The organism is Rubripirellula amarantea, from assembly GCF_007859865.1.
GTDB lineage: Bacteria > Planctomycetota > Planctomycetia > Pirellulales > Pirellulaceae > Rubripirellula > Rubripirellula amarantea.
The window spans coordinates 1,451,680-1,473,646 of sequence record NZ_SJPI01000001.1 but is presented as its reverse complement, the minus strand read 5'-3'; the positions used below and the strand labels follow the sequence as shown (position 1 = coordinate 1,473,646).

The following is a 21,967-nucleotide window of genomic DNA, read 5'->3' as shown; positions in this document are numbered from 1 at the left end:
TCAACAGAGGTCGTCGATGCGGAATGGCAGCGGAGCCTATTTGTCTTCCAACCACTGGTCATAGACTCGTGCGACGTCGGCCATGTAATGCGACAGCGGAGTTTCGGCGGCAAGGCGTATGTATCTTTTGGCTGTATCCTTATCGCCTTCGGCATCGGCGATCAGCCCGATGTAAAGGTTTCCATAAAAGGATGCGTTGACGTCATGCAACTGATTCATCCGATCGACAATGGCTTGGTCGCTTCCGCCGGGCAAACGCTCAAGGATTTCTTTCATCGGAGCTCTCCGGTCATCAGGTGCTGGCAACAGAATCTTTCTGGCTTGTTCGACATCGGATGCTTTGGCGACGCATAAGAAGTGCCATGCCGCATTTTCGACATCGTGAGGATTGACGATGCGGTGCTTTTCGAAAAGTTGCTTTCCGTCAGCGTATCGCTGCGCAAAGAAGAGAGCGATTCCGTATTGCCAAAGGTGCGGTTCGGATTCGGGGTCGGCTGTGATTACCCGCTCGAAGGTATTGACGGCTTCGTCGTACTTTCCCGCACGTAGTTGCGCATCGCCCAATACCGCCAACATGTTTGACGAAGAGTTCGAATCCAGTCGCGCCGTGATCGATTCAAGTGCGGCATCGCGACGCTCAGTTTGCAAGTGTTTGCGATTCGCCGGTTCGTTGGCCAAGGCAGTAGATGAGATCACGATCAACGTCAAAAGCAGCGTTCTATGCATGGTAAAATTCGCTAGGTAGTCGTCAATTCATTGCGAAGTACCAGCACCGAGAATCGCATCGTGATAATGGGGACTGACACATCGGTTACGGAACACTGAATACAAAAAAACGCCAAGGTGAAAGCACCTTGGCGTTGTTGATTTTAGCAGAACGAACCAGTGAGGCTACTTCGAGTCCTCACCCGCAGCGACGGGTTCGGGTTCAGGCAATCCGCGAGTTTCACTTTGGAAATCCAAGCGAACGATCTTAACCCGGTCGCCGTTCTCGTCGACAAGGCGTCCGGTCTTTTCGTCTGAAGTGACCTTCGACGGATCAATAAGGTCACCGTCTTTGTTGTTCAAGATCGCAGTGACGACGATGGTATCCTTACCTTCGAACGTGCCTTGAAGCAGTTCTTCGCTCAACGGATCTTCGATACGTTGCTCAATCGCGCGACGAAGCGGACGGGCACCATAATCGAGGTCGCTGCCTTCTTTGATCAAGTACTCTTTTGCGTGATCGGTCAGTTCAAGATGCAATCCACGGTCAAGCAATCGCTCACGAACCTTCGATAATTCGAAGTCGATGACGCTCTTAAGGTCTTCCTTGCTTAAGTGACGGAAGATAATCGTATCATCCAATCGGTTAAGGAACTCAGGTCGGAAGACGCGTTGGATTTGATCCATCACGCGAGCCTTCATTGAATCGTAACTTGCATCATCGTCTGGCTTTTGGAAACCGAACGAAGATTCGTTCTTGATCGCTTCAGCACCGGCATTGGTGGTCATGATCAAGATCGTGTTTCGGAAGTCAACGTTTCGGCCGAACGAATCGGTCAAACGACCTTCTTCCATTACCTGAAGCATCATGTTGAACACGTCGGGGTGAGCTTTTTCGATTTCGTCAAAGAGCACAACCGCGTACGGGCGACGACGAATTTTCTCGGTCAGTTGACCGCCTTCTTCGTAGCCTACAAATCCGGGAGGGGCACCGACGAGACGACTAACGTTGTGCTTTTCCATGTATTCGGACATGTCAATTTGCACGAGCGCGTCTGCGTCACCGAACATGTATTCAGCCAGTGCCTTGGCAAGCAAAGTCTTACCAACACCAGTTGGACCGGCGAAGATGAAACAGCCTGTCGGACGCTTAGGATCTTTCAATCCACTTCGGCTACGACGCACAGCTTTGGAAACGGCGGTAACTGCCGCGTCCTGGCTGACGACTCGCTTGTGAAGTTCAGCTTCCATTTGCATCAGACGTAGTGAGTCTTCGGTTGACAATCGAGTCAACGGAATCCCCGTCATCTTGCTGACCACTTCGGCAATCACTTCTTCGTCGACGACGCCATCGGTTTGCTGAGACTTTTCTCGCCACTCCTGAGTGATTTGGTCTTTCTTCTTACGAAGCTTCTCGGCCTGATCACGCAGGTTGGCGGCTTTCTCGAAGTCTTGGTTGGCAACCGCGTCTTCTTTTTCCTTGTTCAGCTTTTCGACTTCCTCGTCGATCTCTTTAAGATCTGGTGGACGAGTCATGGTGCGCAAACGGACACGAGCACCGGCTTCGTCGATCACATCAATCGCCTTGTCGGGAAGGCAGCGAGCAGTGATGTAACGTTCGCTCATTTCGACTGCTGCCACAACGGCGTCATCGGTGAATTGAACGCGGTGATGTTCTTCGTAACGACCGCGAAGTCCTTTCAGGATTTCGATCGTTTCTTGCTTGCCAGTCGGTTCGACAATGATTTCTTGGAAACGTCGAGCCAGAGCATTGTCCTTCTCGATGTACTTGCGGTACTCATCGAGTGTTGTCGCACCGATGCATTGAATCTCGCCACGTGCCAATGCGGGCTTCAGCACGTTGGCCGCGTCGATCGCACCTTCCGCACCACCGGCACCAACAAGCGTGTGAAGTTCGTCGATAAACAAAATCGTATTCTTAACGCGGCGAACTTCCGTCATCACGGCTTTGATTCGTTCTTCGAACTGGCCGCGGTACTTGGTACCGGCAACCATCATGGCAAGGTCAAGAACAACGATTCGCTTGTCGGCCAAGATCTCAGGCACTTCGCCTTCAATGACCTTTTGAGCAAAGCCTTCCACGATCGCTGTTTTACCGACACCAGCTTCGCCAAGCAGAACGGGATTGTTCTTGGTACGACGACAAAGAATCTGGATGGCGCGTTCGATTTCTCGAGCGCGGCCGATAACCGGGTCGAGTTCACCCTTCTTCGCAAGTTCAGTAAGGTCGCGACCGAATGAATCGAGTGCTGGAGTCTTGCTTTTGCCGCTCTTACCCGATGACGAACTTCCGCTGTCACCTTCGCCGGTGCGTCCACCACGCTCGCCGACTTCGGCACCTTCAAGACCGTGGCCAAGTAGATTGAGAACCTCTTCACGAACATCGTCAAGCTTCAATCCAAGGTTCATAAGAACCTGGGCAGCGACACCTTCTTGTTCTCGAAGAAGGCCAAGCAGGATGTGCTCGGTGCCAACGTAGGAATGGTTCAGGTTGCGTGCTTCTTCCATCGAGTACTCGATGACTTTCTTTGCACGTGGGGTCTGAGGCAACTTGCCAACGGTGACCATTTCAGGGCCGCTTTGGACAAGCTTTTCGACCTCGAGGCGGATCTTCCGCAAATCAACCTCAAGGTTCTTGAGGACATTGGCCGCAACGCCAGAGCCCTCTTTGACGAGTCCGAGCAAAATGTGCTCAGTTCCGATGTATTCGTGGTTGAACCGCTGAGCCTCTTGGTTGGCCAGTTGCATGACCTTGCGGGCGCGGTCGGTAAATCGTTCGTACATAAATTATCTCTCTGTCAATCTGGCGAATTTGCCGAGGCATCCTACCACTACGCAAACTGCACGCCATGACCTACGAAAAGGCGGCTGAACAAATCTCTTTTTCGGTTGCGAACTCGTTTTTTACTTGCTAACCGACGTCACATTGCTGTGAATCTCAAAGGTTGGAAAAGGAGGCACACACCCCGATTCTATCGGTGAAGTCAAAATTCGGGGATAGGAGCTTCTGGGGAACCCGGATAAGCAACCAAAATTTTTTCCTTCTTAGCCAAAACTAGCGTTTGCCAGCTAGGGCGAAGCTCAGGCCGCCATCCCCTGCTGATCATCACCCGATTCTGTCAGATCGGCAGCGGAAGTGTCCTGCTGAGGTGCTCGGTGATCTGGCTTTTCGCGTTCAGATTCTTCGCGATCAGACTCTGTTTCCTTTTCATCCGCCATTTCGGATTCGGCCAAACGTTGCTTTTCAATGGCCTGTTCGAGCCGCTGCTGCTCGGCGGCAACTTCCAGGAACCAGCCATCTGCAACCTCCAAACGGCCAATTTCCTTCATCAGCATCTCCGCTGATTCGTATCGCTCGGTGATTCGATACACACCGGCAAGCAATAACAGAGCGGGAGGGTCACGATGCTCAATTGCTAGCACATCGTTGAGCAGTTGTTCGGTGACCTTCCAATTTCCCTTTAAATAAGCCTGCTGGGCGGCCGGGAAAACATCTGGTTCTTCGCTAACCGCGCGAGGAAAAACAATTTCGGGTAACTCGCGAATGTTGCGATAAATCAAAAAACCCCATGCAACCAAGCCAATCCAAAAGGCCATGGTTGCCAATCCGCTAGGCAGCCACTGGGGATAAATGAAGCGTGTGACCAGAACAAAATTGACAGCCAACGCAAACGCGATCGCCGCGGGTAAAGCCGTAAGCCTCCCACGCCACCAAAGTTCCGGCAAACCCGGCCACAAGCATGTCACGTAATGCACTGATTCCATCATTCAACCAGTACCTGTGAAACAGACCCCGTGACAAGACGAATTACGAGACGAGCTACGGGTTGATGACGCCAAGTTGGCTTAACCACTGCTCGCATAAAGACGGCCACTGTTCAGCACCGGGCGAACCTTTCGCCAGTCCCAACCCATGGCGACCTACCGGAAAGACATGCAGTTCCGCTTGAACACCAGCACGCTGGCAACCCATGAAGTATTCAATGCTGTTCTGGACGGGCACGGCTGAATCTTCAGCGGTGTGGAACAAAAAGGTGGGTGGAGTCTGTTTGGTGATCTGACTTTCGTTCGACAACGACGCGATCAAATCGGCGTCTGCATCATCGCCAAGAAGGTTTTTTTGACTACCGCCGTGAGTGTAGGGTTTTCCGAGACCAATCACGGGATAACACAGGATGCTAAAGTTTGGCCGCGACGAGACTTTTTTAATCGGGTCAGTCGCGTTGGAATCTCCTTCGACAAAGTGAGTGGACACGGTCGAAGCCAAATGCCCGCCTGCGGAAAAACCAATCACCCCAATTCGGTCGGGATCAATGTTTAGTTCTTGAGCCCGAGCGCGAAGCGTTTGGATGGCACGTTGAGCGTCCATCATTGGATAGGGGTGCCCGTAGCCTTCGCCATCATTACCGGGTTTCGAATCGGGGCCATCACCCTTGTCTTCGCCCCACTTCAAGAACTCGCCGGGGCCGCGAACTCGATACGTGCAGATCGCGCTGGAGATACCGAGCGATTCAAACCATGTCGCGAAGTCATATCCCTCGTTCGTCATCGATAACCCCCAATAGCCACCGCCGGGAAGGATCACCACGGCCGCCGTTGGCGTCTTGGATTCCACCTTGGTGATGATCAAGCGGGGAAGATCATTGACACTTGGATTGGACGTTTTGACGCCTGGTGGATTGTCGGGCCAAAGGTTTTCAATAACAGGCTCGTCACCAAATCCGTTGGGCGTTGTCCAACACAGTAGACAGATCGCAACCAGGAAAGTTCGCATTGATAATAGCTTTATGAATTGGGTTCGGATGATACGGAAAAACGCCCCGTTCATCATAGCTAAACAGCACGACGAGGGGGCGTTTGAGTCGGATTCAGATTTGGCGAAGTGGTTTGGGTTACACCAAGTCAGAAAGGTGAACGGGATCAGGCTTCACCCTTAAGCATGCTGACTTTAGAGAGCATCGCATCGACAACGGGTTTCAGGATGGGGCCCACACCGGGAATCGCCATCACTTTGTCAAGCATTGCCGTGATCGGTTCAACCATGGGACCAATTTGGCCGGTGACTGTATCTTTCATTCCCGCAGGAAGCTTATCCAGCATTCCCGAAATACTGCCGAGCCTTTCGTTGAGGCCTTCCATCTCTGGAATCGCTGACTTGGCCGAATCCACATCCGTGATTCCTGAAAGCGTTTCGGTGTAGCCACCAAAAACATCCTTTAGTTTGCCGGTCACATCAGCGGGCGACAAACTCAGCGAGCCCTCAACATCTCCCAAATCAACGTTGGGGACGCTGACCTCGGGAAGTTCAGGAAGCACAACTTCACCGCCACCACCGAGGAACTTGTAAGCACCGAAAATTATCGCGGCCAAAATTGCCAATGGGATTAAGAGCTTGCCCAAACCGGATTCGCCAGATGAGACCACGGGTTGAGCTGATGGTGTGGCAGCGGGACGACCGGCGGGAGTGTCTGCGAATCCCAAACTCGTTAGCCCAAGCGTGCTGGACATACCTGCGGGCATTGCTTTGGCCACTTCATCTTTCTGGCTCATCAACAAGTTTGCCATCCCTCCGCTATCCAAGCCGAGTGATCGCTTTTGCTTGCCGAGAAAGCTTAATACCAAAGGGGCGATTAGGCCTAGCAAACTAGTTGCTGAACCTGACTTCATTCCCGTGACCTTTGCGATGATTTCGGCGATCATGCCAACTTTGTTTCCAAACAACATTTCGATCACTCCGCCACCGGCGTTAGATATCCCACCGGCGTTGCCGCCGGAAAGCATGTCCGTAATGTTGTCGAACATACCGCCGTCGTAATCGTCCGACTCCAACGCTTGATCGAGTTTTCCAGCACCCTCGGGTGTAGAGACTTGTTTTATCAGTCCGCCTAGAATGGTCGGTAGTAGCGCGCCGATTCCCGATTCGGCTTGCGATTGATCAAGTCCCACCGCTTTGCCTAGCTGACCGGCAACCATGCCACCAAGTTGTCCTTTTAGAATTTCCATCATGTTCATTGACATAGTTATTACCGCAGCTTAAATCCAAGAGAAAAGTACAATCACGCAACACCGCCTTACAAAATTCGGCTCAGCGCGATCAATAATTAGTTGAAGCATAGGGGTGATGAACTTTACGGGCTATCAGTGCGAAGCCTTTAAGTTTGATCGCTGTCGCTGCTTGTGCTCGTAAGAATCAGAATGATTCAACAACGACTTACGAATAAGTTGCGAAGCGTCTACTCCGCATATTCCCAGACGGAACGATAAGCGTCGCAAGCTTCGAAGTGCTCCAACAACTTGGCATAGAAGGGGTTCCGTCCCAAAGTCGCGCTATCGCCAACGATCACCAATTTCCGTCTAGCTCTCGTGATTGCCACGTTTGTTCGACGCGTGTCAGCGAGAAAACCGATCTCACCTTCAGCATTGCTTCGCACCATTGTGATCAAAACGATTTCTTTTTCACGACCCTGAAATCCGTCGACAGTATCGATTTCAATCTCGTGATCGTCCAATCGATTTCGAATCGCGCGAACCTGGGCGGCATAGGGAGCAATGACGGCGATTTGATCGGCTCGAACACCACTATCCATCACTTCTTTCACTAAGCGGACGATCAAATTGGCTTCTTTTGGATTGAGCTTACTTTCACCATGTTGTTCAAGCTCCTCGTCGTACTCGGCGCCAGCGGTGTCAATGAACTGAATCGTATCGGTGGTAATATTGGACTCGGCGACGTTGGGCAGATCACAAAGTCGATGAGCTCGAACGGAAGCATCAGCCACCAAATCACCATCGTAGAAATGGTCCGAGGAAAACTGCATGATCGATTCGTGCATTCGATACTGCACTTTCAATCGTCGATAAACTTGCTCGCCTTCTCGTTCGACCAGACGCTGCATCAAGGATAGGTTCATCCCTGCCTTGGATGCCGGGTCGCTTAGTATGGTTGGTGGCAATTGTTGGTGATCGCCAGCCAATATCAAACGATCCGCCCGCAACGCAGCCTGCCAAATGCTCGGTAAGGTCGCTTGACAGGCTTCGTCAACGACAACGGTGTCGAACTCACGATCCCCTAGTAAGTCATCGTCGACCGTGGTCGTGGTGCAAATCACATCGGCTCTGTCCAGAACCCCGCGGATGATGGAGCGTTCGAAGCCACGAATTTGCCCACGAAGCTCGTTTGCCTCGGCGATGATTTCCCGACGACGTTTGTATCCATCTCGCCCACGGAAATCACGAGAAGCCGCTTGCATCAGTTCCTTCACTTCACGTCGCATATCAGCGATTACCTCGGTGCCCGGATCATCATCGACCAAGCCATCGAGAGTGTGTCCGCGCAGCGATTCGAACACGCGAGCGGGATGCCCCACCCGTAAAACGTTCGGCATCATTGCCACAAGTCGTTCAAGCAAGTTGTCTACCGCTGTATTGCTGGCGGCACATGCCAACACTTTGTCGCCTGATAGAACAGCTTGGTAAATCAATTCAGCCAATGTGGTCGTCTTACCAGTTCCCGGTGGTCCATGGATGATCGCAACATCCTTCGCGGACATCGCGAACTCGACAGCCTCACGCTGAGGAGGATTGAGTTGCGAAAACAATTCCAGGCTTTCGGGTTTTGCAAACCTTAACGGGCGAGTACCCAACAGCACGTCGCGCAAGTTCTTGGTTCGACCGGTCGCCGATCGCATCTTTGCCATGGCGGCCACTTGTCGACGACGCGTGGATTCGTCTGGCGATGCATCAATGCGGAAGTTATCGCCTTCGGGCCATTGTTGGGTAGCGACCTGGATCGAATTCGATTTGCGGCGACTGACGACACCCGCGACTCCCTTGTCGCTTGGATCGCTGTCATTGGAAACGACTACTGGCGAGCCAACCTTAAGTCGGTTCATGGGCAAAGGCGACGCACCAGGCTTTGCAAAGTCCAAAAGCAAACGACCCGCCAATCCCGTTTGGTGATCGATAAGATTCATTCGAACGAGAGTTTCGCCCGTTCGTTCAACGTCCGACTGATTACGGATTTGCCGACGGCGAGCTAGTCGCTCTCGTTCTGCTTCCGCTTCGAGTTCCAACCACACGCCGAGTATGTCAAAGTAGTCATCAACTGAGATAGCGTCTTCGAGTCGCGGGATGGGGGTTTGGGTTAACTGATTCGTCTTCGTCTTTTTCTTACCAAAAGCCATGCAATTCCATCATTGAGTATGTCGTGAGCCCCATTCTAGCTTCATTGTTGTTTTTAGGTTGGACCGTTGTTGTTAGCAGCATTACGGCTGGCCTGTTCGCTTGGGACAAGCGTGCTGCGACGAATCAACAGCCAAGGATCTCGGAATCCACGTTGTTGGCGTGGTCGCTCGCCGGCGGATGGCCCGGGGGACTCGTTGCGGGAAGACTCCTACGTCACAAGACTCGAAAAGTTAGCTTTCGAGCTAAATTCGTGATCGTTGCGGCTCTTCATTTGGCGGTTGTTGTCGTATTGGCCTACCTTTTTTGGCCAACGTAGTCCCGGCTGTAAGGTACGTGGTCTCGGATAGGATGACGCACGGCACGCGCTCATTGGTTCGGGATGGTGAGGTTCACGAACCACAGTGCCGAGCATGTTTGGCTACGGCCAACCGCACGTTTCTGGATGATGTTTGCAAGAAATTGAACAAAATTACATTGATCTGAACCTCGGACTTGCAACAATGTGCGGGATTCAAGCAGTTGTCCCGCGTAGCAAAGTGGTCGCTCGAGGTGATGAGTATCAAATTCCGTTCTGGGTGTTTCGTAGGCTTCATCTCAATTTTGTCGTCTGGGTTGTTAATGGCTTGTCCGGGGTGTGGTCCTGCTCCGAATCAAGTCTTGGAAGAAACCTCAGATCAATCCTTCCGAGACATGACGGAATTAGCCCGTCAGGACTTGGAACTTTCGGAAACGTCCGAAGAAGATCAATAACGCCAGTACTCGTCAGTCCACCAACGTGTGAAAATGAAGAGCAAACGAACAACACCATCGGCGTTCACTCTGATCGAATTGTTAGTGGTCATCGCGATTATCGGCATTCTGATCGCACTTTTGTTGCCTGCTGTTCAAGCGGCACGTGAGGCAGCTCGGCGAATGAGTTGCAGTAACAACGATCGACAGCTTGGAATCGCAGTCCACAACTATCACGCTGCTTTCAAACAGATGCCGATCCACGGCGTCGGCCCAACCCGCGAATGGGACAATAGCGCTGGTGCTGCGTTCGGTGATGAGTCGCCCGGTGGTGGTGGAGGTTACACACGAATCGAACTGAGTTTTCTTGTCGGACTCCTTCCCTTCGTCGAACAGCAAGGTCTTTGGGAAGATATTAGCAACCCGATGACTGATAAGCTCAATCGAACTTGGCCCGCCTTTGGTCCAAGGGCAGCACAATTCGAGTATCGACCATGGGTCACCGAAATTCCTCAATTTCGCTGCCCTAGTGATCCCGGCTTTGGTTTGCCGTCAATGGGACGCACCAACTACGCCGCGTGCACCGGAGACAGTTTTTATGATGCCGAAAATGGTGTCACCATTTGGAACACCAGCGCCGACCGATGGGAGTACGAAACAGACGAACGGCAAATGAAACGTGCCCGATGTGGACTTCGAGGCGCATTCGTGCCGCGGAAGTCGATGGCGTTTCGTGACATCGTTGACGGGCTATCCAACACAATTTTCTTCGGCGAAATTGCGACCGATTTGGGAGACCGTGACATACGTACTCACGCTTCGACCAATAATGGCGGAACCATCACTGTTTTGGATAACCCCAAAACGTGTGCTGATGAAGATTCACCCATTCAAATCGATCCCGATCGGCCTAAGTATTGGGATCCTGATTATGTCATTGCCGGCGCAGAAGTCACACGTCGCGGATATCGATGGGCAATCTTTCATCCGCTTCAGACTCAGTTCAACACGATCTTGCCGCCGAATTCCGAAGTTTGTTTAGCGGGTCATACGGATACCCGCGGCGTGGTCCCGCCGAGCAGCCGTCATGTCGGCGGGTGCCACATTTTAATGGGTGATGGAGCCGTTCGTTTCATTAGCGACTCGATAGACGCTGGTGATTCCCGAAGCCAATGCGTGTACTGCGATGCGCTTTCGGCAGGTGCAAATAGTGATGCACCCGCAGGCTCGAAAAGTCCATTTGGCTTGTGGGGAGCGCTCGGTACGCGAGCAAACTACGAAATCATTGACGAGGATATCTAATCGCAGTTCCCGCAATCATACTGTAGAACGAGTGCGTTTCGTTGGACGTGTCGATCATTGACGCGCCGCAAAGCGATATGAATTCTTTTCGTTCATCAAGAGGCTTAGTATGAGGTCGTCTGTGTCCTTCTATCACGTTCACATGCTTGCACTTCCGTTTGGTTTGGCGTTGACACTCCTGCAGGTGACGATTCCCCACTCGTGCAGAGCTCAAGACGCAACCGCATCCACAGCCGCTCAAGAATCGGCTACGCCCCCCGCGGCTGCGTTGGATCAAGCAACCGGGGCAAATCAAGCATCAGTAGCCGCGATGGACAGGGACTTTGTCAAAGCGATCAAAGAATTCGAAGAGAGTCTGACAGCGGATGGCAAAGCGGTTTACAACGGATACCTCGCTCGAGCGCCCTTGCCCAACCAAAGGGATTTGTTGATCGGACAATGGCACGGAAAAGCCGAAGACGCTGACAACCGATCGCATTGGCGGTATGAGCGTAAAGCAGATGGCAGCCTCCTCAATCAAGCCGTCGACATCGACCTTGTGGCCATGGAGTACACCAAAACAAAAGAGCGACGCGAGTGGCTCACACGTGGTCGGGTGATGTACGAGTTCATCAAGAACGCCACCGATGACCAGGAACCGCTAACGGTATTCCTTCTCGATGGGATTTCGCCGAAGCAAATCGAGTATCAGATCATTTTCGCGGACGAATCGCCCGACGAGTGGATTCGGGATATCGACCGTGAAGGACCGGGGCCCCCCATCAAACTTAGTGAAGAGTTCGAAAACTCAGACGATCTCTAGGCGAACACATGGACTCACTTGAGCAGCTTTTCGCATCGCTTGGGTGAAACTTTCGTCGATGTTCCTAGTGGCTGAGCAAACAGGCTGACTCGCAACTCTTCAATCAACCATCGGAATTCCGAACTGGCTTGAGTTTCGGGAGAGCAGGGCAGGGGAGCGAGTTGCTGTTCCCATCGCGACCAAAGTGCCGCGACCACGGCTTGCGATTCAGCATCCTTCGATGCCGCGCCGCTGCGAATCTTGTCGAGCCGATAGACGATTGCCTTGAAGTACCGTGGGTAATGAACAAGCCATGCCCACGGAACGCTCGAAAGAAAACCAGGGAACGTCAGCCAACTCAATTGATTTCGAATGTCGTTCACGGCACTGCTATACCTTCCATCCCCGCTGAACGACTCGAGAGCTTTACGCACCTCGAACATTTGGTCGGCCGTAGCAGTCAACCAGCTAGCCACTTCCTGAGTCGCTTCCGCGATCCGTCGGCCACGCTCACTTCGTCGGCGATCAAACTCGGCTTGTGTGCGAACTGGCGGTTGAGATTCCACGAACGCGATGCGAGCAAGCAAATGCACGAGAGCATTTTCAAGGTCTTTCGCTGATACGGTTCCCGATAATTTGATGCGCGCTTGTTCCAATGCTGGCAACCAACGAACTTGACCTCGCAATTCCTTTTTTTCCGCATTCGCAAACAAGGTGACGCAGCCGAGACCAAGGGAGGTTTCGGCTGAAGAACGATCGGGAAAAAGCGTTGTTGCCACGGAATCACCGTCAATGATGAATCCCGGATACTGCGCGACCTGAACGCCCCCTCGCGTTCGCACGACTTCAGGTGGAAGTTCATCAATGTCGAACGTGGTCATTTTAGATCGAGACCATGGTTCGCCATCAACATCAGATACTGGTTCAGCAGTTGTGGAGCTTGTCTCGGATGATGTCTTTAGAACCTTAGCTGCGAGCGGTGTGATCGATCGACCTTCCGCAATCGCTTCACCTTCGTCGTCCACGACGGTGACCAAGAAATCTAAGTGCGATTGAAGTTTGTCGTCTTGAAAGTCCGTTGGCGATACCGGCATTTCGGCGTACCTGCTGATCGCCTCACAAACCGTTTGCATGAACGGTGCTTGACCATAAACCTTAGAAAGGTCGTCAACGATCTTTGTTGCCGTGTCCGATGCGGGAACTAGGTTGCGACGGATTCGCTTGGGCAACGACTTAATCAGACTGACAATCTTCTCGTGCAGCAGACCTGGAACAAGCCAACCCAATCGATCATCACTGATCTGCGAGACGGCGGCTTGGTGAATCGTGACGTTTACTCCATCGCGTTCAGATCCTGGTTCAAAGTGATACTTCAACGGCAATCGCGTGCTTCCGACCACCAACTCATCAGGAAAAGCATCACCATCAAGGACTTCTAATTCCGGCTTGATAAGATCATCCGGCCGCATGTAAACGGTAGCCTTGGCATCGGTCGATTTATCTAGCGGCGGCGGATCGGCAAGCCAAGCTGATACCGCAGCAGAACTGGAAAGCGACTTGGCCCATGAGGGAACTGCCAGATTGCGATCGTACTTTTCCAACGAAGCGCGGTCGATGACGTCTTGTGGCAGTCGTTCGTTGTAAAATTGTGCAACAACGTAGTCATCAATGACCATGTCGCGGCGACGTGTCTTGGCGGCTAGGGTTTCAATCGCCGTGGCTAAGGCTTGATTGCTTCGGAAAAATCGAGCATTGGTTCTGAGCTCACGGCCGGTAAGACCCGTTTCGATCAAAAGCTCTCTCGCAGTAGCAGGGTCAATCGGTGCTAAAGGCACGCGACGGCGGACTACGATGGGCAAGCCAAACAACGTTCGATTTTCGAAACAGAATGCGCCGCCTGACTTGCCACTGAAGTGGGGTTCGTAGTGCGAGGCCTTTAGCAAGTGAGCACCGACCTGCTCAATCCATAGTGGTTGCACCTTAGCGACCGTGCGGGCGAACGTCTTTGCCGTTTCGACAAGCTCGGCGGCTACGATCCATTTGGGTTTGCTCGCGAATACACCGCTGCCGGGCCACAAAAATAGCTTCAAGCCGCCAGCACCCGTGTATTGATTCTTGTCACCGGCAAGAGCAACACCGGAAAGCAATCCTGCGAGCAACGAACGGTGAATCGCTTCGTAGTGGTCCGCACTAACGACAAACTTATCGTTCACGTCGAGGTATCGAATTTTGCCAATGGAACGCTTCTGTTTTCTATCGCCTAACGTTTGCGAAGCCATCTCGCGAAGTTGTCGGTAGATGTCTGACCATTCTCGCATCCGGGTTGGAGAAAGGAATTGCTTCTTAAGAGTTCGATCGAGTTTGCTGCGCCCGAAATCGCTGCGTGCGGTTTCGTAGTGACGCCATAGTCGTAAGTAGGAAAGAAAGTCGCTTTGCGAATCGGTGAAATCAGAATGAGCTTCGTCAGCGGCTTGTTGTTTTTCAGGCGGACGGTCGCGAGGGTCGGGAATCTCCATCGCAGCGGCAATGGGTAACACCTCGGCAAGAACACCATTTTCGTCGGCAGCGAGGATAATTCTTCCCACCCGTGGATCGACCGGCATCCGGCCAAGTTTCTTGCCAATGGAGGTCAGCTCGTGACGATCGTCAATTGCGCCGAGCTCCGTAAGTGTCCTCAATCCTTCGCGGATGGCTTCAGGACGAGGCGGATCGAGCAGTGGAAAGTCTTCAAGCCGTCCAAGCTTGAGTGTTTTCATTTGCAGTACAACGGACGCCAAATTGGTTCGGCGAATTTCCGGTGTCGTGAAAGCTTCGCGATTTTCAAAGTCATCAAGCGAGAATAAGCGAACACAAATGCCTGGACCGACCCGACCACAGCGTCCCGCACGCTGGTTCGCGCTTGCACGACTGATGGGCTCAATCGGCAATCGTTGCACTTTGCTTCGGGAACTGTAGCGGCTGATTCGGGCGGTGCCGCTGTCGATCACGTACCGAATTCCCGGCACCGTTAATGAACTCTCGGCGACGTTAGTGGCAAAAATGATTCTTCGCTTCTTACCATTGGGCGAAAAAATCTGTTGTTGTTGTGATTGAGGCAAGCGGGCGTAGAGCGGCAGCAGGTCGACACGTCCCGTCAATCCGAGACGTTTGTAGTGACCGGCAACGCGGTGCGAAACTTCGCGGATGTCACGTTCGGTCGGAAGGAAGACGAGCGTGTCGCCTTCGCCACTCCGAGAGAGTTGATTGATCGCTTCGATCACATGACGCGATAGATCGTAACCCCGAGTCTCATCGTCGACTATTTCTTCCCACGGCAAGTACCTTAGTTCCACCGGATATCCACGTCCTTCTACGTTGACGATGGGGCAAGGAACTTCATCCTTAGAAAAGTGTTCGGCAAAACGTTCAGCGTCAATCGTTGCCGATGTGATGATGATTTTGAGGTCCGGTCGCTTATCTTGCAGCCGACGCAAATAGCCCATCAAAAAGTCGATGTTCAATGACCGCTCGTGCGCTTCGTCAATGATGATCGCGTCGTAGGCGTCGAGCGAACGATCCGATCCCGTCTCGGCTAGCAAAATGCCGTCGGTCATTAATTTGATTAGCGTCTTGTCGCTGGTTTGATCACCGAAGCGGACTTTGTAGCCGACTTGATCGCCGAGATTCGTCGACAATTCCTCAGCAAGCCGAGTGGCGATGCTGCGGGCGGCCAGTCGACGTGGCTGCGTATGGCCGATCATGCGGTTACGCCCGAGTCCAGCTTCAAGACAGAACTTTGGCAGTTGCGTGCTCTTTCCGCTGCCGGTTTCACCGCAAACGACAATGACTTGCTGGCTGCGTATGAGTTCAACAATCTGTTCTCGATGCGCCGTGATCGGAAGCTCATCGGGAAACTCAACCTTGACTTCCACGTCACGATTGTCATTGGCCGCCGGCAGCGGGTCTGCCTTGGCGGACAGAGCGGGGCTCGTTGGTTTGATCGGACCGTGGGAATTCATGAGGGATTCAAAACGATTTGGCTGAACGCGTCGGACGTTGATCTACAAGGGCGAAAGCGGCCAAACGAGCGGAACTACCACCATGGTTACGACGAAGACGATGATCGAAAGTGGCAATCCGAACTTCAAGTAGTCGACGACTCGATAACCGCCGACACCGTAAACCATCATGTTGGTTTGGTAGCCGAACGGCGTCAGGAAGCTGGCTGAGGCGGCAATCATGACGGCGATGATCATCGGAGCTGGATCGCAACCCAGTCCCGTGGCCGCTCTAATCGCAATCGGAAACATCAGCACCGCAGCAGCGTAGTTGGTAATAAGTTCCGTGCACAACATCGTGGCCATGAACACCGCTGCCAACGTCAGCAAAGGACTTCCACCGGCAAGCGACAGAATTCCGTTGGCGATAGATCCAGCAGCACCGCTCATGTTGAGCGATTCACCGATACCAATGGCCGCCCCAATCACGATCAAGATCGACCAGTCAACACTGCGTCGAGCTTCTGCACTGGTGCAACAACGAAAGGCCACCATTGCAACGGCCGCCAACATTGACGCGGTCAAGATTTTTAAACTTTGCGTGGCAGCGGCCAACACCATCGCGGTCAAAATAAAGACGGCGAACCAAGCACGTTCGGGACGGCGAACGGCGGCCTGTTCAACGGCGCTGACCAAGAAGAAGTCTCGCGACTCTCCACGACGATGTAAGAACGATGGTGAGGCTTCAAGCAGTAACACGTCGCCAACTTCCAAACGCACGTCACCGAGCTTTCCGGTTAGACGACGATCACCCCGCGCGACGGCTACAACTGCGGCGTTGTAATGAGACCGGAATCGCCCCTCACGAATCGTCTTGCCCAAAAGGCTACACCGTGGCGAAACGACTGCTTCCACCAGCGTGCGTTTCCAGGCGGGGACCTGCAGTTTTCGGGCTTGGTCGTCTGGCGTCGTGAGGCCTCGGATTTTCCGCAGATCGACCACGCTTTCCAACGCTCCGACCAGAATCAACACATCATCCGACTGAAGTCGTTCGTTGGGTTTTGCGGCAGCGATCTCGCCGCTGACACGTTGAATCTCGGCAATGTAAAGGCCTGGTAAATGACGCAGTCCCGCTTCTTCAATCGTGCGACCCACCAACGGTCCGCTAGGTTCCACTTGAACTTCAACGGTGTATTGCCTCGGGTCGTCACCAGCGCTGACGGCGGGACGGCGTTCGGGCAACAACCATCGCGAACAGACGATCATGTAGATCAGCCCGAGAACCGTAGCGGGTAAGCCGACAACAGCGGGTGAAAAGAAAGACAGATGGTGCGTCGCATCTCCCGCCGCGATTGCTTTCTCGTTCATCTGGGCGACGATCAGGTTCGTCCCGGTGCCGATCAATGTGCACATGCCACCCAAGATCGCGGTGTAGGAGAGTGGCATCAGCAACCGGCTACTACTAACCCCGATGCGTTTGGATAAGTCACCAACCACCGGGATCAGAGCCAATACCACCGGCGTGTTGTTCAAGAATCCGCTGAGTGCCGCCACAGGAATCAGTAGACGAGTCTGAGCATCGGAAAGCTTGCGAGCACGCCGCAGCAGCCATCCCGTCGCCAACTCGGTACCCCCAGTGAACTCCAATCCCGCGACCGCCGCGAACAGCAATGCGATCGTAATCAGACCTTCATTGCCGTAGCCCGCGACTGCCTGCTCGGGTGTGGGAAGCTTTGTCGAGTGAGTGACGTTCTGGGCTAGGATGAGGATGCCGAGGCAGCCTAGCGCCAGCAGTTCTTTCGCCGCCACGCGCATGGCAAGCGTCGCCAATAACGTGCTGGCGACGCCGAGACTCAGCCATGCTTCCCAGTTCATCATCGAAAGACGTTACGCTCGCTCGGGAAAAAACTTTGCCAACGTCTGTTTGCTCGGCTTGGGAGTCACCAACGAAACCACGATTGTGGTGATCGCCGATGCCAAGAAGATCGTAGCCACTGGCATCGTGTGAATCGTTCGTTCACCAATGGTGAAATCGACCGACCAATTTTCGATCGCTCCAAATTGCGATGCGGAAAAAAGGGCATACCAGACGCCGGCTGCGGTTAACACACCTGCGTAGGCTCCCCACTTGGTCAGTCCCTTCCAATACACCGCTAAGAGCGCCAGAGGGAACAGACTGCTGAATCCGCTGAAGCACCAAATGCCCAACTGGAACACTCGGGTTTGAGCGATATCGGTCAAACTCAATCCATAGGTGATGGCAACAATCGCGATGATGAAGCACCGAGAGATAAAGATAATCTGCTTGTCCTTGAAGCGATCTTTGCCGCCATAGTGGACCACGATATCGGTGGTAAACATGGTGCCCAAGCAAAGAAACTGACTATCCAGGCTCGACATGATCGCCGCCAAGATTCCGGCTAGCAAGAAACCACCCAGGACATCGCCTGAGAGTGTCTTGACCATGAAACCAAGCACCTTGTTGGGATCACTGGCGATTGGTGGTGGAATCGCGATCAGACCTGTCGTCGCCCAGACCCCGATCAAAACGCAGGGAACCCAGACAATCAAAATGAATACCGGATGCACAACAACCGGCAACTTGAATGCTCTGGCGCTCTTGGCAGTCAACCAATGCTGGAACAAGTGAGGGAACATTCCGACCGAAAACGGAATCAACATGTAGGTGAAAAACATCCACGGGTCGAGCTTCTCTCGGGTCCGAAACTTAGCGGGAGCTTCGACGGATTCGAGTTGGTCTTCCAGATTCACTTCATCTCGCACACGGCGAGCTTTCGGAATCTCCTGCGAAACAATGTGCAGGGAGTCCATCAGTCCGGTAGGTGGTTGAGTTCGAACGACACGCTCACCGTCGACGAATTCGTGAGCACGGCCTTCCTCGACGGATCTTGCCGCTAGGCTTGTCGCAATCAAGTAGAACGCGACGACGCCCAGGATCATGAAAACAATGGTCTGAAACGTATTGGCCCATGCAGTACCTCGCATGCCACCAAAGAACACATACACCAGCACAACGACGCAAATGACAAGTGAAGTCAACCACGGCGGAATAGCACCGTTTTCAGTCCACGTGGGAAAATCGCCTCGCGTGGCACCTTCGATCGCTTTGCCAGCCGAGATGACGCCGACCAACAAGTAAGGAACGACCAAGCCGACCAGAATGGGAAACAGCACCAATCCAATCTTGTCGCTCTCTAAACGATCACGAAAGAACCCAGCTTGTGTTGTGTAACCATATTTTTTGCCCCATGACCAAAGCCGAACGCCCAGGACAAAGAAGCAAAGCGAGTGGATGATCCCCGAAGAGGACGCCAACATGCCATAGACGCCAACACCTTCGGCAAAGGCCTCACCCGTTGATCCCACCAAGGCAAAGCCTGTCATGGTTGTGCCGAACAACGACATCAGCAACAGGAAAGGACCGATGGAGTGGCTCGCCAGCAAGTAGTCCTTGGACGTACCTTTGAACAACCGCGATGAAAACAACCCAAGGAAAAGCAGCAGTCCAAGATAGATGCTGATGATCGTAACTTTAATCATTCCAGGACTCATACCGACGCCTCCTGAGAAGAACCGCTGGCCAGCGTATCGCTGGATTCGTCTTCGAGATTATCCGGCCAAGCCGTCGTTGCCGCGATCAGCCACACGATGCTGGCGGCAATCGAGATTCCGGCGTGGTAAGCGAGCGTGATGGGCAAGAAACCCAAGACAAGCTTGTCGTTGTTCCAATTCCAAACGTCCTGATGGATCACCACCAAAACGGCAATCAGTCCCCATACGACGTACTTCATGAAACCAGGCTTTCTAAGGAAGGGAGGGAATTTGAGGTGAGCGAGTCCCGTCGATCTTTGCGACGGAAAGCAGTCTCTGGCTACGAGTGGACTCGAGGGCAGGTCCTATCAAGCACGAATCACGCAAACGACAACGAGCGTTCAGTTAGCGCTTGGCGGGACGATTCAATGCTTACCACGCTTTGATCGTGGCAGGTGCGATAAGTGTAACAGGGCGAATAAAAAAGAGCGACTGGAAGCCCCAGCCGCTCTTGCTTTCTACGCTATTTACTCAGATTGAAGATCAGCTACCAAACGGATCGTCGTCGCTACCACCAAACGGGTCGTCGCTGCTGCCACCGAAAGGATCGTCATCGCCAGCGGGTGAATCGCCGCTGCCACCGAAAGGATCGTCGGCGGCGGGGGCATCGGCGTCGAAAGCATCGCCAGCATCCGCGGGAGCGGTGCCAGCGGGTGCATCACCAAAGGGGTCGTCCATCGCACCTTCGAGCGCGTCGTCCGCCTCGACTTCAGGTTCGCTGGTGTCATCACCGAATGGATTGTCATCGCCAGCGATTGGTGGTGCAGGCGGAGGTGCCGGTCGAGATGGGGCTGCTCGAAGAACGTCACCTTCGGCGGCCTGGATTTCGCCAAAGCGTTGTTGCGATCGCATGGCCGATTCGGCAAGGTACTGCAGCTTGGCTTTTTGACGGATAGCTTCAAGCTTCATCCGTCCTTGACCTTGGAAGCGCGACAGGGCGCGACCGATGGAGCCAACAATCTTGCCCTGAGCTTCCAGCACTGCGCCCTGCTGCCAATCGCTTTCGGATTCGTAGGGTCTGCCCATTCGATCGGCGACGATACCACGGAAGTAATAAACACGTGGATCCTTACTTCCGCTGTTGATCGCCATCGACAAATAGTCATAGGCGTCTTGATACTTTCCGGCGTACGTTGCATGAACACCTTGCCCGTACAAGTTGGAAAGGATTGCGTTTTGACCTTGTGCTTCTGGTCCCGAAACGATCATCGGAACCGCGAGGGCAACGGTCAAGAAAGTCAGTGCTAGTTTTTTCATCAGGTGTACAGTCCTCCGCGAGGAGTTTCGACGCGAGCATCGCCCCGAATGCAGGAGAGTCCAAAAAAGGTTTGATTTGCCGCTAAAACGGGTTGCGCGGACACCCTCAAACTGTAGTTATGATCTGCGCAACCGGCAAACCTTTTCCTGAGATACCGTGGGACAGGGGCGGCGAGTGTGAAATTCAGCACTCACGGATTGCCAAAAATCCGCTGAATTAGCGGATCCAGCCGCCACCGAGGACTCGATTGCCGTGGTAGACAACCGCGGCTTGGCCTGGGGCAACAGCCAGCTCTGGTTCGTCAAAAACCACTTCAAAACGATCGGGATCCCCTGCGTCCACACTCATTCGGGCCGGTTTGGGCTGGCCGTTGTAACGAATTTGGACCGCCACATCAGTCGGCAAGTCGGCCGGGTCAACCAGCCAATTTGCCTCACTGGCAATCAAACCTTGGCTCGCTAGGGCGTCTTTCTTTCCGATCACGACGTTGCAAGTTTCCGGTTCGATGCGAATGACAAAGTACGGCTCGCCCATCGCGATACCGAGCTTCTTTCGTTGGCCAACCGTAAATGCCTCATAGCCACGGTGGGTGCCAACGACTTCGCCATCGACGGTCACGAAGTTCCCCGAGGTTCGCTGCGACCGCTTCGGTTCGCGAGCACGAACGAAGTCGCTGTGGTGACCTTGCGTTACGAAACAGATTTCCTGTGAGTCCTTTTTTCCGGCCACACCCAAATCAAGTGAACTGGCAATCTCTCGAATGCGAGTCTTTTCAAATCCGCCCACGGGAAGCAGCATTCGACTAACGCGATCGCGGCGAATTCCAAACAATGCGTAAGATTGGTCCTTGGTAGAATCGAGCCCACGATGCAGTTCGCCATCGACCAATTGCGCATAGTGTCCGGTCGCTACAAATTCCGCGTCCACACCATCGGCGTAATCGAATAGTCGTCCGAACTTGATCCATTGGTTGCATCGCACGCACGGGTTCGGGGTACGGCCAGACAAGTAATCATCGACGAAGTAGTCAACGATTCGACGGAAGTCTGCCTGCAGGTCCAGCGCGTAGAACGGGATATCCATTCGCGCGGCAACCCGACGGGCGTCCGCGGCGTCCGACGCGGTGCAACAACCTTGTTTATGGTCGGCTCGCCCTTGCGCAAGTCCACCCAATACCGGCAAGCTCGTGTTGCCGGTGTCTTCGACCTTGCAAACTTCGCTCGACTCTTCGCCGTGCCGCATGAACACGCCGACAACCTCGTGGCCAGCTTCGAGCAACAGGTGCGCAGCGACGCTCGAATCCACGCCTCCACTCATCGCTAGAACTACCCGGGCCATGTATATTTACCTGTGAATCGAACAAAACATTAGGAAACCGCGTCACGTCGTTTCCACCCA

Annotated in this window: 15 protein-coding genes; 3 read left to right on the top strand and 12 right to left on the bottom strand. The window is 53.4% G+C overall.

Features of this window, described 5'->3' with window-relative positions; translation table 11 throughout:
* Positions 1-36 precede the first annotated feature (36 nt).
* The 6 genes from Pla22_RS05315 to Pla22_RS05290 form a co-directional block, all read right to left on the bottom strand.
* Positions 37-726 (bottom strand): tetratricopeptide repeat protein, encoded by a 690-nt coding sequence (locus Pla22_RS05315; RefSeq protein WP_146513698.1) that lies wholly within the window; start codon positions 724-726, stop codon positions 37-39.
* Between the two features lie 165 nt (positions 727-891).
* On the bottom strand, positions 892-3,510 hold the full coding sequence (locus tag Pla22_RS05310) for an ATP-dependent Clp protease ATP-binding subunit (protein WP_146513697.1): 2,619 nt from the start codon (positions 3,508-3,510) through the stop codon (positions 892-894).
* 297 nt (positions 3,511-3,807) lie between these two features.
* Positions 3,808-4,494 carry a tetratricopeptide repeat protein gene (locus Pla22_RS05305; RefSeq protein ID WP_146513696.1) on the bottom strand — a complete coding sequence of 229 codons (687 nt, stop codon included), beginning with the start codon at positions 4,492-4,494 and terminating at the stop codon, positions 3,808-3,810.
* Positions 4,495-4,546: 52 nt separating this feature from the next.
* Positions 4,547-5,500, bottom strand: a complete 954-nt coding sequence (locus Pla22_RS05300) for an alpha/beta hydrolase (protein WP_146513695.1) — start codon at positions 5,498-5,500, stop codon at positions 4,547-4,549.
* Between the two features lie 146 nt (positions 5,501-5,646).
* Complete coding sequence (locus tag Pla22_RS05295) at positions 5,647-6,744, bottom strand: DUF937 domain-containing protein (RefSeq protein WP_146513694.1); 1,098 nt, start codon at positions 6,742-6,744, stop codon at positions 5,647-5,649.
* Positions 6,745-6,959: 215 nt separating this feature from the next.
* Positions 6,960-8,909, bottom strand: coding sequence for an AAA domain-containing protein (locus Pla22_RS05290; protein WP_146513693.1), 1,950 nt, complete (start codon positions 8,907-8,909; stop codon positions 6,960-6,962).
* A 23-nt stretch (positions 8,910-8,932) separates the two neighbouring features.
* Here Pla22_RS05290 and Pla22_RS05285 point away from each other — a divergent pair, with 23 nt between their 5' ends.
* The 3 genes from Pla22_RS05285 (at position 8,933) to Pla22_RS05275 (ending at position 11,743) form a co-directional block, all read left to right on the top strand.
* Positions 8,933-9,226, top strand: coding sequence for a DUF1294 domain-containing protein (locus tag Pla22_RS05285; RefSeq protein ID WP_242631806.1), 294 nt, complete (start codon positions 8,933-8,935; stop codon positions 9,224-9,226).
* A gap of 467 nt (positions 9,227-9,693) precedes the next feature.
* Complete coding sequence (locus Pla22_RS05280; protein ID WP_146513691.1) at positions 9,694-10,941, top strand: DUF1559 domain-containing protein; 1,248 nt, start codon at positions 9,694-9,696, stop codon at positions 10,939-10,941.
* A 121-nt stretch (positions 10,942-11,062) separates the two neighbouring features.
* Positions 11,063-11,743 (top strand): hypothetical protein, encoded by a 681-nt coding sequence (locus Pla22_RS05275; protein WP_146513690.1) that lies wholly within the window; start codon positions 11,063-11,065, stop codon positions 11,741-11,743.
* Between the two features lie 14 nt (positions 11,744-11,757).
* Here Pla22_RS05275 and hrpA read toward each other — a convergent pair whose 3' ends face one another.
* From hrpA to mnmA, 6 genes are all read right to left on the bottom strand, one after another.
* Positions 11,758-15,720, bottom strand: a complete 3,963-nt coding sequence (hrpA, locus tag Pla22_RS05270) for an ATP-dependent RNA helicase HrpA (RefSeq protein ID WP_146513689.1) — start codon at positions 15,718-15,720, stop codon at positions 11,758-11,760.
* A 42-nt stretch (positions 15,721-15,762) separates the two neighbouring features.
* Positions 15,763-17,577 (bottom strand): SLC13 family permease, encoded by a 1,815-nt coding sequence (locus Pla22_RS05265; protein WP_146513688.1) that lies wholly within the window; start codon positions 17,575-17,577, stop codon positions 15,763-15,765.
* Positions 17,578-17,586: 9 nt separating this feature from the next.
* Positions 17,587-19,260 carry a sodium:solute symporter family protein gene (locus Pla22_RS05260; RefSeq protein WP_146513687.1) on the bottom strand — a complete coding sequence of 558 codons (1,674 nt, stop codon included), beginning with the start codon at positions 19,258-19,260 and terminating at the stop codon, positions 17,587-17,589.
* A gap of 8 nt (positions 19,261-19,268) precedes the next feature.
* Positions 19,269-19,511: a DUF3311 domain-containing protein gene (locus Pla22_RS05255; RefSeq protein ID WP_146513686.1), complete on the bottom strand. Its 243-nt coding sequence runs from the start codon at positions 19,509-19,511 to the stop codon at positions 19,269-19,271.
* A gap of 283 nt (positions 19,512-19,794) precedes the next feature.
* A complete protein-coding gene (locus tag Pla22_RS05250) occupies positions 19,795-20,568 on the bottom strand; it encodes a tetratricopeptide repeat protein (protein WP_146513685.1) in 774 nt (257 codons plus the stop codon).
* A gap of 217 nt (positions 20,569-20,785) precedes the next feature.
* The gene (gene mnmA / locus Pla22_RS05245) at positions 20,786-21,907 is read right to left on the bottom strand and encodes a tRNA 2-thiouridine(34) synthase MnmA (RefSeq protein WP_146513684.1); all 1,122 of its coding nucleotides are present in this window, start codon (positions 21,905-21,907) and stop codon (positions 20,786-20,788) included.
* Positions 21,908-21,967 lie beyond the last annotated feature (60 nt).

Excerpts from the sequence above, each read along its gene's own strand:
- Pla22_RS05315 (WP_146513698.1), bottom strand. The coding sequence starts at position 726 with ATGCATAGAACGCTGCTTTTGACGTTGATCGTGATCTCATCTACTGCC.
- Pla22_RS05310 (WP_146513697.1), bottom strand. The coding sequence starts at position 3,510 with ATGTACGAACGATTTACCGACCGCGCCCGCAAGGTCATGCAACTGGCC.
- Pla22_RS05305 (WP_146513696.1), bottom strand. The coding sequence starts at position 4,494 with ATGATGGAATCAGTGCATTACGTGACATGCTTGTGGCCGGGTTTGCCG.
- Pla22_RS05300 (WP_146513695.1), bottom strand. The coding sequence starts at position 5,500 with ATGCGAACTTTCCTGGTTGCGATCTGTCTACTGTGTTGGACAACGCCC.
- Pla22_RS05295 (WP_146513694.1), bottom strand. The coding sequence starts at position 6,744 with ATGTCAATGAACATGATGGAAATTCTAAAAGGACAACTTGGTGGCATG.
- Pla22_RS05290 (WP_146513693.1), bottom strand. The coding sequence starts at position 8,909 with ATGGCTTTTGGTAAGAAAAAGACGAAGACGAATCAGTTAACCCAAACC.
- Pla22_RS05280 (WP_146513691.1), top strand. The coding sequence starts at position 9,694 with ATGAAGAGCAAACGAACAACACCATCGGCGTTCACTCTGATCGAATTG.
- hrpA (WP_146513689.1), bottom strand. The coding sequence starts at position 15,720 with ATGAATTCCCACGGTCCGATCAAACCAACGAGCCCCGCTCTGTCCGCC.
- Pla22_RS05265 (WP_146513688.1), bottom strand. The coding sequence starts at position 17,577 with ATGATGAACTGGGAAGCATGGCTGAGTCTCGGCGTCGCCAGCACGTTA.
- Pla22_RS05260 (WP_146513687.1), bottom strand. The coding sequence starts at position 19,260 with ATGATTAAAGTTACGATCATCAGCATCTATCTTGGACTGCTGCTTTTC.
- Pla22_RS05255 (WP_146513686.1), bottom strand. The coding sequence starts at position 19,511 with ATGAAGTACGTCGTATGGGGACTGATTGCCGTTTTGGTGGTGATCCAT.
- Pla22_RS05250 (WP_146513685.1), bottom strand. The coding sequence starts at position 20,568 with ATGAAAAAACTAGCACTGACTTTCTTGACCGTTGCCCTCGCGGTTCCG.
- mnmA (WP_146513684.1), bottom strand. The coding sequence starts at position 21,907 with ATGGCCCGGGTAGTTCTAGCGATGAGTGGAGGCGTGGATTCGAGCGTC.